We start from the raw sequence: 14,358 nt of genomic DNA, 5'->3' as shown, positions 1-14,358 counted from the left end.
CCCGCCGGTCGCTGGCGCTCGTCGCCGGCGCCGCAACCGTGTTCGGCCTCGTCGCCTGTTCCAGCGACGACGGCCCCACGAAGGCCGCCGAGGCCCCGGACAAGCCTGTCGCCGTCGCCGATGAGATGGCGGCGTCGCAGGCTCTGCTGGACTCGGCCGAGGCCGTCGTCGTGTCCTCCGAGGACGAGGGCGCGCAGCGCCGCGCCGCCGGCATCGCGGTGGCGTCCGGCGTGCCCATGCTCGTCCAGGCCGGCGCCGACGCGTCGTCCGTGGAGGAGGAGATCTCGCGCCTCGGCGCGTCGACCGTGGTCACCGTCGGCGACGCCGACGTCGCCGCGGAGGGCGAGCGCACCGTCGTTGCAGCCCCGGGCGACCTGGAGGGCCTGAAGACGCTCACGGGCACCGAGTTCACCGCCGCCGCGGCCGACGAGGACGACCCGGCCCGCGCCATCGCCGAGATGGACGCCGCCGAGCCGACCGCGCCCGCCGAGGGGGCCGAGGGTGCCGCGGACGCCGGGGGAGAGGCCTCCGACGCGCTCGCCGCCTCCGACCCGGTGGAGCCCAAGACCGGCGACGACGACCCGTTGGCGTTCGCCGCCCCGGGCACCCCGCTCGGCGCCATCGCCACCGCCCGCGCCGCGGGCGTCGAGGTGAAGTGGCTGCCCATCGGCGACGCCCGCGCCACCAGCGAGTCCATCGAGGCCGCGCGCGGCGACCGCGCGCTGATCGGCCTCGGCGACGTCTTCGGCGACGACGGCAAGTTCGGCAAGTCCGTCGAGCTCGCCGCCGACGAGAACATCGCGGAGCTGCCCGGCGGCGGCCAGCTGGTGTTCCCCGGGCGCCACATGATCGCCACCTACGGCCACCCGGGCGCCCCGGTGCTCGGCGTGATGGGCGAGGAGACCCCCGAGGAAGCCGTCGCCCACGCCGAGTCGCTGGTCGAGGAGTACCAGGGCCTGACCGGAGACAAGGTCATCCCGGCCTTCGAGATCATCGCCTCCGTGGCGCAGGCTTCGCCCGGCCCGCGCGGCGACTACACCGAGCCGGCGCCCGTCGAAACGCTGAAGCCGTACGTCGACGCGATGACCGAGGCCGGCGGATACGTCATCATCGATCTCCAGCCCGGCCGTGCCGATTTCGTCGAGCAGGCGAAGTTCTACGAGGAGCTGCTGAAGAAGCCGAACGTCGGCCTGGCGCTGGACCCCGAGTGGAAGCTGACGCCGGACGGGCTGCCCAACGTCGCCGTCGGCCACGTGCAGGCCGAGGAGGTCAACCGCGTCGTCGATTACCTCGCGGATCTGACCGCCGAGAACGACCTGCCGCAGAAGGTGCTCATGCTGCACCAGTTCCAGCTGCAGATGCTGCGCGACCGCGAAACCATCGACGTCTCCCGCCCGGAGCTGGCCATCGTGCTGCACGCCGACGGCCACGGCACCCCGGAGCAGAAGTTCGAGACGTGGAACGTCATGCGCCAGGGCATCCAGCCGGAGATCTTCATGGCGTGGAAGAACTTCATCGACGAGGACCAGCCGATGTTCACCCCGGAGCAGACCATGGACATCGAGCCGCGCCCCTGGATCGTCACCTACCAGTAGGCGCTCGGCGGACAATCCGCCTTTCATGGTCGGCCCCGGCCACTCGTCCCAGGGGGACGCGGTGGCCGGGGCCGGGCGTTTCCGGGCCACCAGTTCAGGGGTCGACCACCCCCGAGGGGGACACCCGGGGATATGATGATCGGGTCCATGCCAACGAGCCGGCGTGGACCCATCCTTTCGGGCGCGGTCGTGCCGGATCGGATCGGACGCATACGCACATAATCAGGAGTTGCTCGTGAGCCAGAACGCTCGCCCGGTCGTCCTCATCGCCGACAAGCTCGCGCAGTCCACCGTGGACGCGCTCGGAGATTCCGTGGAGGTGCGCTGGGTCGATGGCCCGAACCGCCCGGAGCTCCTCGCCGCCGTCGCCGACGCCGACGCCCTGCTGGTCCGTTCCGCGACCACCGTGGACAAGGAAGTCCTCGAGGCCGCCCCCAAGCTGAAGATCGTCGGCCGCGCCGGCGTTGGCCTGGACAACGTCGACATCAACACCGCCACCGAGCGCGGCGTCATGGTCGTCAACGCCCCGACCTCGAACATCCACTCCGCGTGCGAGCAGGCCATTGCGCTGCTGCTGGCCACGGCCCGCCAGGTCCCCGCCGCCGACGCCACCCTGCGCGACGGCGAGTGGAAGCGCTCGTCCTTCAAGGGCGTCGAGATCTTCGGCAAGACCGTCGGCATCGTCGGTTTCGGCCACATCGGCCAGCTGTTCGCGCAGCGCCTCGCCGCGTTCGAGACCACGATCATCGCCTACGACCCGTACGCCAACCCGGCGCGCGCGGCCCAGATGAACGTCGAGCTCGTCGACCTCGAGGAGCTCGTCTCCCGCGCCGACTTCGTCACCATCCACCTGCCCAAGACCAAGGAGACGGCCGGCATGTTCGACGCCGACCTCCTGGCGAAGTCGAAGAAGGGCCAGATCATCATCAACGCGGCCCGCGGCGGCCTCGTCGACGAGCAGGCCCTGGCCGACGCCATCGAGTCCGGCCACATCCGCGGTGCGGGCTTCGACGTCTACGCCTCGGAGCCGTGCACCGACTCCCCGCTGTTCAAGCTGCCGCAGACCGTCGTGTCGCCGCACCTGGGCGCCTCCACCGAGGAAGCGCAGGACCGCGCGGGCATCGACGTGGCGAAGTCCGTGCTGCTGGCCCTGGCCGGCGAGTTCGTGCCGGACGCGGTCAACGTCTCCGGCGGCGCCGTGGGCGAAGAGGTCGCGCTGTGGCTGGAGCTCGCCCGCGAGCTCGGCCTCGTCGCCGGCGGCCTGCTGGAGGGCGCGCCCACCGCAGTGGAGGTCACCGCTCGCGGCGAGCTGTCCACCGAGGACGTCGACGTGCTCGGCCTGGCCGCCGCCCGCGGCCTGTTCTCCTCGATGATCGAGGAGCCGGTCACCTTCGTCAACGCCCCGCGCATCGCCGAGGAGCGCGGCGTCGAGATCTCCGTGGCCACCGCCCCGGAGTCGGTCACGCACCGTTCGGTCGTCGAGGTCAAGGTCATCGCCGCCGACGGCACCGCCTCGACCGTCACCGGCGCCCTGACCGGCCTGGAGCGCGTGGAGAAGATCGTGCGCATCAACGGCCGCGGCGTCGACATGCGTTCGGAGGGCCGCAACCTGTTCCTCACCTACAAGGATCAGCCGGGCGCCCTGGGCAAGGTCGGCGTGGCGCTGGGCCAGGCGGGCATCAACATCGAGGCCGCCGCCCTGTCCCCGGAGGCCGACGGCGACAACGCCATCCTGATCCTGCGCGTGTCGCAGGAGGTGCCGGAGGACCTGATCGAGTCGATCGTCGACGAGATCGACGCCAACCGTGCGCTGCAGCTGGTGCTCAACTAGCTCCACCCGCCGTTCGCATGGCGTAATCTGAACGGCGTGCGAGACAACGCCCCGGGGCCCGTGGAAGAAGCCGTCCGGATGGACCGAGAGGTCATCCGGAGGCTATGGGCCTCGGGGCTTCCGTCTGCCCTGCCGGCCCGGGTGCGGGCCCATCGTCTGCTGCAGCGGTGCGCCCCGGCGTGGACGGCGGTGGCGGTGTTCCAGGTCGGGCGGGCGGCGTGCTGGCGTCGTTCGTGGTGGTCAACGAGCACGTCCGCGAGGTCATCGAGGAGGACCGGAAGCTGCCGGTGCGGCTGAAGCTCGATCTTCGCTACGTCGCCGCTTCGGTGCAGGCGGCGCAGGCGAGTTTCTTCGGGGTGCTGGTGTTCGCGGGGTTCGTGTTCCTGGGCCTGGTCAGCGTGCCGGAGGCGACCATCGCGACGTGGACGGGCAAGCCGCCGGCGATGGTCGAGCTCGGGCCGCTGGACATCCCGGGCGCGCTGGTGAAGGTGTCGTGGGTGCTCGGCGCGTTCGCGTCGTTGTACATGGTCACCGCCACGGCCGCGGACAAGGCCGCCCGCGAGGAGCAGCTGGGGCCGATCACGGGGGAGACGCGCGCCGTGCTCAAGGCGGCGAAGGTGCTTGGCGACGCCGACGGGGGAGCCGTCGCCCGGAAGTAGGGCGAGGCTCGGAGACGACCCGTCATGGCCCGCCCCTCCACCACCACCGACGTAAATTAGGGCAGCCTTGCCAAGTCCGATGTGGCCCGCCTATAGTGCTCCCGTGCGGCGGTGCGCCGCGTGAACGACGAACGGGAGTTCAGGAACGTGAATCACAACCATTGCCGGAAGAGGATCATCAAGGCGGCGGCGCTCGCCGCGGTGACGGCGCTGGCCTTGACCGGCTGCTCGCGCGGTGACGACGGAGCCGGGACGGACGCCGGCGCGAACGGCGAGGGCGTCGAGCGAATCGCGGCCGTCGGCCTCGGCGATGCGGACACGCTGCTGGCGCTGGGAATCGAGCCCGTGCTGGTCGCCCCGTGGGGCGCCGAGGGCGACGTCGACGAATCCGGGGTCGGCCCGTGGTCGAAGGAGCTGCTCGGCGACGCCAGGCCCGACGTCGTCTACGGCACGGGCACCGGCTTCACGGCGGAGACCGTGGAGAAGATCGCGGCGTCCGACCCGACGAAGATCATCGCGGTCAACAACGCCGTCGACGAGCAGGCGAAGAAGGACCTCGAGGCCATCGCGCCGGTCACCCTCCACGACGAAGGGCACGCCGATTGGCAGGTGCCGTGGGATTCTCAGGTGGGGACCATTTCGGAGGCCGTCGGCAAGCCCGAAGAGGGCGAGAAACTGATCGCCGACACCGAGGCGAAGTTCACGGAGTTCAAGAAGGCGCACCCGGAGACGGCCGGCCAGACCGCGGCGATCGTCATGCCCTACGACGGCAAGATCGGCCTGTACACCGACGGTGACGGCCGTGGCCAGTTCATCGAGGACCTGGGCTACACCATCCCCGACGAGCTGCAGAAGACCGACGACGGCACCTTCTACAAGGATTTCGCGCCGGAGAATTACGCGGACCTCGACGATGTCGACGTGCTGTTCGTGCTCGACTACATGGGCGCCGCCGACGCACTGAAGAAGGACCCGACGTTCATGAACCTCGACGTGGTCAAGGACGGCCGGGTGCGGTTCCTCGATTCCGACACCGGCAACGCCATGAGCATGCCGAACCCGGTCACCATCCCGTGGGCAATCGGCAAGTTCTCCGCGCAGCTGTGACCGGGGCCCGCCGGGCCTGGCCCGTCGCCCTCGCGGTGGCATTGATCGCGTGCGCGGCGGCGTCGGTGTTCATCGGGGCCAGACCGACGGTCCCGGCCGAGGTGCTCGCCGTGCTGCGCGACGGCCCGTCGGCGGCGACGGCGGCCACCTCGGTCTTCGGCGACCTGGCCCACGTGGTGTGGGAGCTGCGGGTGCCCAGGACGATCCTCGGATTGGCGGTCGGTGCCTCGCTGGCCATGGCCGGCGCGATCGCGCAGTCGTGGACCCGCAATCCGCTGGCGGACCCGGGGATCATCGGCATCACCTCCGGCGCCGGTTTCGCCGTCGCCGCGGGCATGACCGTCGGGCTGGCGGGATCGCTCGTTCGGGCCCCGCTGGCCATGGCCGGCGCCGCCGCGGCCGCGCTCATCGTGTTCGGCGCGTCGCGCGCATCGGCGGATCCGCTGACCCTGATCCTCGTCGGCGTCGGCGCGTCGGCGGCCTTCACCGCCGCCACGACGCTGCTGGCGCTGCAATCCCATGCGGTGCTCGACGGCATGCGGCAGTGGACCGTCGGCTCGCTGTCGGGGAGCGGAACCGGGGATGCGGCGCTCGCCGTGGGCGGACTCGTCCTCGGCGCTGCGGTCGCAGCCGCTTTCGCGCGATCGATGGACCTGTTGGCCATGGGCGACGACGCCGCAGCGGGGCTCGGCGCGTCGCCGGGCGCGATCAGGGCCGCGATGCTCGTCGCCGTCGTCGTGCTCGCCGGCGCCGCGACGGCGGCGGTGGGGCCGGTCGCCTTCGTGGGGTTCGCCGCACCGCACCTGATCCGGCCGCTGACGGGGCCGTCGCTGGTTCGCCTGCTGCCGGCGGCCGCGGCCGCCGGTGCCGCCCTGACCGTCTTCGCCGACGTCGCCGGGCGAATGGTGCTCCGGCCGGGCGAGATCGAGGTGTCCATCGTGCTGGCCCTCATCGGCGCGCCGTTGTTCGTGTACGCCGTCCGAAAGGGGGAGCACCGTGCCTGCAGGTGATCGCAGGACCGTCGCCGCCGGCGTCACCGCCGCGGGATTCGGGGCGGTCGCGGCGGTGGCGTACGTGCTCATGCTCGGCCTCGGTCCGGTGCCGATCCCGCCGTCGACGGTCCTGTCAGTGTTGACGGGCGGCGGCTCCGGCCGCGAGATCACCGTCGTGTGGGATCTGCGGATGCCCGTGGCCATCGCCACGCCTCTCGTCGGCGCGGCGCTCGGGGTGGCCGGTGCGTGGACGCAGACGTCGTCGCGCAACCCGATCGCGTCGCCGGACGTGCTGGGCGTGTCCGGGGGAGCGGCGGTGGCCGTGGTGCTGGGCACGCTGGTGGCCCGGCCGGAGTTCGCCGTCGGCATCCCGACGTTCTGGTGGCGCTGCCTGCTCGCGATGGCCGGCGCCGCGGCGATCGTCGCCCTGTTGTTCGCATTCGGCGGGCTCGGCACGTCGAGCCGGGTAATCCTCGTCGGCGTCGCACTGTCGCTGATGTGCCACGCGGCGGTGTCCTACCTCATGGTCCGCGCCGATCTGTCGCGGGCGGCCGAGGCGCAGACCTGGTTGGCCGGGTCGACGGGGCTGGTCCGCTGGGAAGCGCTGCCCCCGCTGGTCGCGGCCACCGTGCCCTTCGCGCTGCTCGGTGCATGGCGCGGCCGGGATCTGCCGTTGCTGGCGCACGACGACGATTCGGCGCGCGCGCTCGGCGTGGACGTCGACCGGGTGCGGGCCACGCTGCTCATCGCGTCGACGGGCCTGGTCGCGGTGACCGTGTCGGTGGTGGGGCCCATCGGTTTCGTCGCGCTGGTCGCTCCGCAGCTGGCGCGGCTGGCGTCCCGGGCCCCCACCGCACCGCCGGTGGCCTCCGCCGCCGCGGGCGCCACGCTCATCTCCGGTTGCGCGGTCATCGCGTCGCTGCTTCCGGTGACCGTTCCGGTCGGCCTGATCACCGCCATCGTCGGCGGACCCGTCCTGGTCGCGCTGGTCGTGCGCGGCTCAACTGCGAGGAGCATCCCATGAACATCACCGTCGAAGCGGTCGTCGCCGGATACGGCGAGGGCCCGGACATCGTCCGCGGGACGTCGTTGACGGCGCAACCGGGCGGCGTGACCACGCTGCTCGGGCCCAACGGCTGCGGCAAGTCGACGCTGTTGCGGACCATGTCCCGTTTGCTGGCGCCGCGTTCGGGGCGGGTGCGCGTCGGCGGCGTCGACGTCCATTCGCTCTCCGCCCGCGAGTGCGCCCGCCGCGTGGCGGTGCTCCCGCAGCATCCGGTGGCGCCGGAAGGGCTGACCGTCGGCGAGCTCGTCGCCCGCGGCCGGCATCCCCACCGCCCCCGGTGGCGCGGGCCGTCGGCCCGGGACCGGGCGGCCGTCGCCGAGGCGCTGGAACGCACCGGCACCGCCGGGCTCGCCGACGACGACCTGGCCATCTTGTCGGGCGGGCAGAGACAGCGCGCCTGGTTGGCCATGGCGGTGGCGCAGGAAACTCCGGTGCTGCTTCTCGACGAGCCGACGACCTACCTCGACCCCGCACACGCCATCGAGATGCTGGACCTGGTGCGCGGGCTCGCCGACGAGGGCCGCACCGTCGTCATGGTCCTGCACGACCTGTCGATGGCCGCGATGTACTCCGACCGGGTGGTGGTGATGAAGGACGGCGCGATCCTCGCCGACGGCGGCACCCGCGACGCCATCACCCCGGCGTTGCTCGCCGAGGCCTACGGTCTGCGGGCCGACGTCCTCGACGATCCGGCCGGAGGGAAGGCGCCGCTGATCGTGGCCCGCGGGACGGTCTGAACCTCAGGCGCCTTCGCGGCCGGCGCGCCAATAGCCCATGAACGAGACCCGGGACTTGTCGACGCCGAGTTCCCGCACCAGGTGGCGGCGCAGCCCCGTCACCGCGGAGGCCTCTCCCGCGAGCCACGCGTATCCGCCGCCGTCGAGATGGTCCGCGGCGAGGTCCCAGACGACGTCCTCGTCGCTGGTCTCGGCCCCGTCCTCTCCAGTGGCCTCTCCGCGGAGGAATCCGGGCTCGTCGGCGAGGAGGGTGCGCACGGCGTCGGAAAGCAAGCTGCCGGGGGCGATGCCCTCCGGGCGGGCCAACCGGACGACGGTCCATTCGGAAGGGGCGCGGAGATCGTCGAGATCACGCAGATCCGGCGCCTCGACGACGATGCGCACCCGGGCACCGGCCGGGACCCCGCCCTGCTCGACGATGCCGGCGATGGCGGGCAGGGCGGTTTCGTCGCCGGCGATGAGGATCGACGACGCCGCGCCGGGCCGCCACTCGATGCCGCCGAGGCGCCCGGCCGACATCTCGTCGGGGCCCAGGACGGTGAGCGGATCGCCCGGCCGGACCTGGGCCAGCCAGCGCGCCGACGGGCTGGTGGTGCCGTGGGCGACCAGATCGACGTCGAGGGCCGTGCCGTCCCGGTCGATGCGGCGCACCGTGTACGTGCGCACGTGCGGGGCGCCGGGCGCGGACATGATCGCCCGCAGCCGGGCGAAGGCGGTGTCCTCGCCGGCGCCGTCGGCGTCGAAGAGGTCCGGGCCGAGTTCGGGCAGGGGCAGGGCGCGGCCGGTGGCGTCGTCGATGCGCGGGAAGAAGAGTTTGATGCGCTGGTCGAGGCCGCCGCGGCCGAAGCGGCGGAGACAATCGCCGCCGAGGGTGACGCGGACGATGGTCGGGCGCGACCGGTCGATGGCCGTGACGGTGGTCCGGAACAGGCGGAAGGGCGCCAATTCGGAGGGGGATGCGATGACGACATCTGATGGCATGAGGGTAGGCTACCCGAACTTTCGGTATTGCTCCCGCGTCCGGAGCGGCGGCACCGCAGGGGGATCGGCGGTGGGCCCGCCGGGTAAGGTGATACTTCGTTTCTTCCCGTCCATCCAGCCGCACATCCAGCCTTGACCCGGGAGGTCCCCGTGCCGCTCATCACAGCGCCGGCCACGCCGCCGCCGATCGCGCCACCCGCATTCGACGCGACCACGTCGCCCGCGAAATACCAGCTGCGGGTGATGTTCTCGCGCAAGCCGGTGACCATCCCGGCGATGCTGCTGATGATCGTGCACCAGGTGTGCGAGGCGCTGGTGCCGGTGGTCGCCGGGCGCACCGTCGACACCGCCATCGCCGACGGCAACTCCACCGCGCTGTGGTCGTGGATGCTCGTGCTGGCGGCCGTGTTCCTGGTCCTCGACGTGGCGGCGCGCTTCGGCGGGCGCCTGGGCACCATCGCCATGCTCACCGTCGAGCACACCCTGCGCATGCAGCTGACCGACCGCATCGTCGACCGGCGCGGCTTCGCCAACGGCACCCGGCCGCCGGGCGCGCTGCTGGCGGTGTCCACGACGGACGCCCAGAACACCGCGCGCGCCGTCATGGTCGGCCTGCGCCCCGTGGCGGAGGTCGCCGCGCTGATCTTCGCGTCGATCATCCTGCTCACCGTCTCCGTGCCGATCGGCCTGGTGGTGCTCATCGGCGGCGCCCTGCTGACCTGGGGCTCGATGGCCGCCGGCGCCCCGCTGCGCCGCCGGGTCGGGCACCGCCAGGCCGCAGCCGCCCGTGCGTCGGCCACCGCGGCCGACCTCGTGGCCGGATTCCGCACGCTCGCCGGCCTCGGCGCCCGCCGCACCGCCGCGGGCCGCTACCGCACCCGCTCCCGCGAGGCCCTCGATTCCACCGTCCACGCCGTCGACGCCGAGGCGAGGCTGATCGGCTCCGTCGAGGTCCTCGGCGGCATCTTCGTCACCCTCGTCGCCGCCGGGTCCGGCATTGCGGCGATCCAGGGCCACCTCACCGTCGGTGAGCTGATCACCGTCGTGGGCCTGGCGCAGTTCATCATCGATCCGATGACCGCCCTGGGCAAGAACGCCTCCGCCGTCTGGGCGACGTCGGTCGCCAGCGCCGAGCGGGTCCTCGGCCTGCTCCGCGAGCCTTACGCCGTGTCGGAGGACGGCACGGCGCTCGACGGTGCCGACGCGACGCCGGCGCGCATCGTCATCGACGGCGAGGCGGTATCGCCCGGAGCCCACCGCGTCTTCGCGGTCGGCGCCGCGGAGATGTCGGACATCGTCGACGCGCTGACCCTGACGCACCGCCCGGACCCGGGGCGCTACTTCGTCGACGGCGTCGACCTCGCCGAAGCGCGGCTGGGCGACGTCCTCGACCGGGTGGTCACGGCACCGCACTCGGCGGACCTTTTCGACGGCACGGTCACCGAGAACCTCCTCGCCGTCCGACCCGACGCGACCGGGCCGGAAATCGACGCCGCGTTGGCCGCCGCCGGTTGCGTCGACGTCATCGAGGTCCTGCCCGACGGCCTGGACACCCGCATCGGCGACGCCGGAGTCATGCTCTCCGGCGGACAACGCCAGCGCATCGCGCTGGCCCGTGCACTGCTGGCGGATCCGCCGGCGCTGGTCCTGGCGGACCCGACCACGGCCGTGGACTCGGTGACGGAGCAGGCCGTGGCCCGCGGCGTGGCGCGGCACCGGAAGGGCAGGACCACGATCGTCCTGACCTCCGCCCCCGCCTGGGCGGCCGAGATGGAGGTGGCGTGACATGCGCGGAATGAATCAGCTGACCCAGCACCTGCGCCCGACCTTCGGCGCGGACAGCCGCGACGCCGCCATGACGGCCGACCGGTTCCCCGTCGCCGGGGCGGGGGAGACCCTGCGGCATCTGCGCACTCTGGTGCGCGGGCGCGGACTGCGCCTGTCGGTCGCGGTGGCGGTGCTCATCGCCGCCGCGTGGTGCGGCGTGCTGGTGCCGAAGCTCATGGGCGGCATCGTCGACGTCGTCGCCGACGGAGGCACCCGCGGCGACATCGGCGAACTGGCGCTCCGGATGGTCCTGGCGGCCATCGGCTCCGGCGTGCTGTCCGCCATCGGCTTCAAGCTCGTGGCGCGGCTGGCGGAGACCGCCATCGCCGATCTGCGCGAGGACATGGTCGGCACGGCGCTGGGCCTGCCCGTCGCCCGCGTCGAGCGCGCCGGCGCCGGCGACGTGGTCTCCCGGGCGACCGACGACGTCGCCCAGGTCTCCGCCGCCGTCACCCAGACCCTGCCCATCGCCGCGGGCGCCCTGTTCACGGTCCTCGTGTCCATCGCGGGCGTCGGTTCGGTGGATTGGCGATTCATGGCGGCGTTCCTGGTCGTCGCGCCCGTCCACGTCCTGGCCGTGCGCGGGTACCTGCGCACCGCCCCGGCCGTCTTCGCCGCCGAGCGCGGGGCCATGGCCGAGCGCGCCCGCATGGTGCTGTCGACCATCCACGGCCTGCCCGCGGTGCGGGCGTTCGGGTTGGCTGCTTTGCGACGCCTCGGCATCGCCGAATGGAGCTGGAAAGTCGTCCGCCATGGCGTGGACGCGCGCATCACGCACAACATCATCATGGCGCGGATGCACTTCGCGGAGTACCTGGGCATGGCCTCGACGTTGGTGCTGGGCTTCTACCTGGTGCAGGCGGGGCACACGACCATCGGCGGCGCGACCGCCGCGATGCTGCTGTTCATGCGCCTGTTCGCCCCGCTGACCCGCATGGTCATGGTCCTCGACGTCGCCCAGTCCGGCGCCACCTCGCTGACCCGCATCGTGGGCGTGCTGCGCGAACGGCGCCCCGAGCACGCCGACGCCGACCCGGATCCCGCCGCCGGCGTGGACCTGCGCGGCGTCAGCTTCTCCTACGGCCGCGGCAGCGCCGTCGACGACGTCGACCTGACCATCGCGCCGGGGGAGACCGTCGCCCTCGTCGGATCGTCCGGCGCCGGCAAATCCACCGTCGCCGCGATCGTCGCGGGCCTGCGCATCGCCGACTCCGGCACCGTCATGGTCGGCGGCCACGACCTCACCGTCGACGCGGAGGCCGCCCGCGGCCGCACCGTCGCACTGGTCACCCAGGAAGTCCACGTCTTCGAGGGCACCCTGCGCGACGACCTGACGCTGGCCGCCCCCGACGCCGACGACGCCGCGGTGCTCGAGGCCATCGAGCGCGTCGGCGGCTCCTCTTGGTTCGGGCGCCTGCCCGACGGCTTGGACACCATCGTCGGCATCGGCGGGCACCGGCTGGATCCCGTCGCCGCCCAGCAGGTGGCGCTGGCCCGCGTGCTGTTGTCCGACCCGCCGGTCGTCGTCCTGGACGAGGCCACCGCCGAAGCCGGGTCCGCCGGCGCGGACTCGCTGGCCGAGGCCGCCAACGAAGTCACCCGGGGCCGCACCGCCCTCATCGTCGCCCACCGCCTGGACCAGGCCGCCGCGGCCGACCGCGTCGTGGTCATGGACGACGGGCGCATAGTCGAATCCGGCCCCCACGCCGACCTCGTCGCCGCCCGCGGCCGCTACGCCACCCTGTGGGGCGCGTGGTCGGAGGGCCGGCGCAAGCAGGCGTAGCTTCTCGGCCGATCCCGGCCCCGGTTCCGGACCCCGCCGAACCACGAAAAACGCCCGGCCCGCACACTCCGTCTGGAATGTGCGGGCCGGGCGTCGTAAAGCGGCTTCGGCCGTGAAGCGAGACCTTACTTCTGCTTCATGGAGCCGGTCTCGACGAAGCGCTGGTGCCAGCCCAGGGCCTCCTTGAGATCGTGCGGGGTGTGCAGCGCGGACTGGCCGCCCTTCTCGGCGCGCTCGACGTACTCGGTGAGCGCCTCCTTGTAGTCGGGGTGCGCGCACTTCTCGATGACGACCTTCGCGCGCTGGCGCGGGCCCAGGCCACGCAGGTCGGCCAGACCCTGCTCGGTGATGATGACCATGGCGTCGTGCTCGGTGTGGTCGTGGTGCGAGACCATGGGCACGATGGCGGAGATGTCGCCGCCCTTCGCCGTCGACGGGGAGACGAAGGTGGAGATGTAGGCGTTGCGGGTGAAGTCGCCCGAGCCGCCGATGCCGTTCATGATCTTCGTGCCCATGATGTGGGTCGAGTTCACGTTGCCGTAGATGTCGGCCTCGATCAGGCCGTTGCACGAGATCACGCCGAGTCGGCGGATGACCTCGGGGTTGTTCGAGACGTCCTGCGGGCGCAGCACGATCTTCTTGGCGTAGTCCTCGGCCTGGTCGTTCATGCGCTCGGCCGCCTCCGGCGACAGGGCGAAGGACGTGGCCGACGCGACGGTCATGGTGCCCTTGTCCAGCAGCTCGACCATGCCGTCCTGGATGACCTCGGTGTAGGAGGTCAGGTTCTCGAAGTCGGAGTCCAGCAGGCCGGCGAGCACGGCGTTGGCGATGTTGCCGACGCCGGACTGCAGCGGCAGCAGGTTCTCCGGAAGACGGCCCTGGGAGACCTCGTTCTCGAAGAAGTCGATCAGGTGGCCGGCGATGGCCTTCGAGTCGTCGTCCAGCGGCTTGAACGGCGAATTGCGGTCCGCGGCGTTGGTCTCGATGACGGCGACGACCTTGCTCGGGTCGATCTCGATGGCGGTGGTGCCGACGCGCTGGCCGGAACCGATGATCGGGACGATCTGGCGGTTCGGCGGCAGGCCCGGGCTCCAGATGTCGTGCATGCCCTCCAGGCCCAGCGACTGCCAGGAGTTGACCTCGACGATGATCTTGTCGGCGGCGTTCAGGTACGACACGTTGTTGCCGACCGAGGAGGTCGGGACCAGGCCGCCGGACTCGGTGATGCGCGTGGCCTCGACCACGGCGACGTTGAGGTCGCCGAAGAAGCCCTGCTCCGTCTGCGGGCCGGAGTGCGACAGGTGGATGTCGGAGTAGGCCGACGTGCCGTCGTTGATGGCCTTTCGCATGCTCGGGTCGGACTGGTACGGCATGCGCCAGGCGATGCCGCCGGTCTCGGCCAGCGCGGCGTCGAGCTCGGGGGCGGTGGAGGCGCCGGTGAGCACCTTCACGCGGAACTCCTCGCCGCGGTCCTTGGCCTCGGTGATGCGCTTGGCCAGCGCGCCCGGCAGCTCCTTGGGGTAGCCGGCGCCGGTGAAGCCGGAGAATCCGATCATGTCGCCGGGGTTGATGAAGGCAGCGGCCTCATCAGCGGTCATGACCTTGCCGCGCAAACCTGCGTGCGCGATGCGTTCCGACATTGTTCCTCCTGAATCGTGGATGTTCGTCCTGAAAAACCGCCGACCCGCTTCCGGACCCGCCCCCGTCGCGTCGACTGGGCGCTCGCCCCGATTCGCATCGGTTTGTCGGCGAACCTACCATGCGAACGGCGTACTCCAGC

The 14,358-nt window shown here is 72.0% G+C and carries 11 protein-coding genes; 9 read left to right on the top strand and 2 right to left on the bottom strand.

The window, feature by feature from the left end:
- Window positions 1–11: 11 nt before the first annotated feature.
- The 7 genes from CX1_RS12560 to CX1_RS09995 all read left to right on the top strand — a co-directional run bounded on the left by CX1_RS12560 (window position 12) and on the right by CX1_RS09995 (window position 7,987).
- A complete protein-coding gene (locus CX1_RS12560) occupies window positions 12–1,595 on the top strand; it encodes a hypothetical protein (RefSeq protein WP_255217657.1) in 1,584 nt (527 codons plus the stop codon).
- 235 nt (window positions 1,596–1,830) lie between these two features.
- Window positions 1,831–3,426 (top strand): phosphoglycerate dehydrogenase, encoded by a 1,596-nt coding sequence (serA, locus tag CX1_RS10020; protein WP_060925607.1) that lies wholly within the window; start codon window positions 1,831–1,833, stop codon window positions 3,424–3,426.
- A 167-nt stretch (window positions 3,427–3,593) separates the two neighbouring features.
- The gene (locus CX1_RS10015; protein ID WP_146780698.1) at window positions 3,594–4,085 is read left to right on the top strand and encodes a hypothetical protein; all 492 of its coding nucleotides are present in this window, start codon (window positions 3,594–3,596) and stop codon (window positions 4,083–4,085) included.
- Window positions 4,086–4,232: 147 nt separating this feature from the next.
- Window positions 4,233–5,192, top strand: a complete 960-nt coding sequence (locus CX1_RS10010; RefSeq protein ID WP_060925615.1) for an iron-siderophore ABC transporter substrate-binding protein — start codon at window positions 4,233–4,235, stop codon at window positions 5,190–5,192.
- A complete protein-coding gene (locus CX1_RS10005; protein ID WP_113570023.1) occupies window positions 5,189–6,202 on the top strand; it encodes a FecCD family ABC transporter permease in 1,014 nt (337 codons plus the stop codon). The genes CX1_RS10010 and CX1_RS10005 overlap by 4 nt, the downstream gene beginning before the upstream one ends.
- Entirely contained in the window at window positions 6,189–7,208 is a 1,020-nt protein-coding gene (locus CX1_RS10000; RefSeq protein WP_046651121.1) for a FecCD family ABC transporter permease, read from the top strand. The genes CX1_RS10005 and CX1_RS10000 overlap by 14 nt, the downstream gene beginning before the upstream one ends.
- Window positions 7,205–7,987, top strand: coding sequence for an ABC transporter ATP-binding protein (locus tag CX1_RS09995; RefSeq protein ID WP_046651120.1), 783 nt, complete (start codon window positions 7,205–7,207; stop codon window positions 7,985–7,987). The genes CX1_RS10000 and CX1_RS09995 overlap by 4 nt, the downstream gene beginning before the upstream one ends.
- A 3-nt stretch (window positions 7,988–7,990) precedes the next feature.
- On the opposite strand, the gene CX1_RS09990 is transcribed toward CX1_RS09995, so the two are convergent.
- Window positions 7,991–8,968, bottom strand: coding sequence for a siderophore-interacting protein (locus CX1_RS09990; protein WP_060925606.1), 978 nt, complete (start codon window positions 8,966–8,968; stop codon window positions 7,991–7,993).
- A 150-nt stretch (window positions 8,969–9,118) separates the two neighbouring features.
- Here CX1_RS09990 and CX1_RS12555 point away from each other — a divergent pair, with 150 nt between their 5' ends.
- Together CX1_RS12555 and CX1_RS09980 are read left to right on the top strand one after the other, a co-directional pair.
- Window positions 9,119–10,753 (top strand): ABC transporter ATP-binding protein, encoded by a 1,635-nt coding sequence (locus CX1_RS12555; protein ID WP_169793214.1) that lies wholly within the window; start codon window positions 9,119–9,121, stop codon window positions 10,751–10,753.
- Window position 10,754: 1 nt separating this feature from the next.
- Window positions 10,755–12,578 (top strand): ABC transporter ATP-binding protein, encoded by a 1,824-nt coding sequence (locus CX1_RS09980; protein WP_240452615.1) that lies wholly within the window; start codon window positions 10,755–10,757, stop codon window positions 12,576–12,578.
- Between the two features lie 125 nt (window positions 12,579–12,703).
- Here the strand turns inward: CX1_RS09980 and scpC are convergent, their stop codons facing one another.
- A complete protein-coding gene (scpC, locus tag CX1_RS09975; protein ID WP_046649463.1) occupies window positions 12,704–14,218 on the bottom strand; it encodes a succinyl-CoA:acetate CoA-transferase ScpC in 1,515 nt (504 codons plus the stop codon).
- Window positions 14,219–14,358: the final 140 nt, after the last annotated feature.

The sequence above is a fragment of the Corynebacterium xerosis NBRC 16721 = ATCC 373 genome, from assembly GCF_001552415.1.
In the GTDB taxonomy this organism is placed as follows: domain Bacteria; phylum Actinomycetota; class Actinomycetes; order Mycobacteriales; family Mycobacteriaceae; genus Corynebacterium; species Corynebacterium xerosis.
This window is presented reverse-complemented; position numbering and strand designations above follow the sequence as displayed.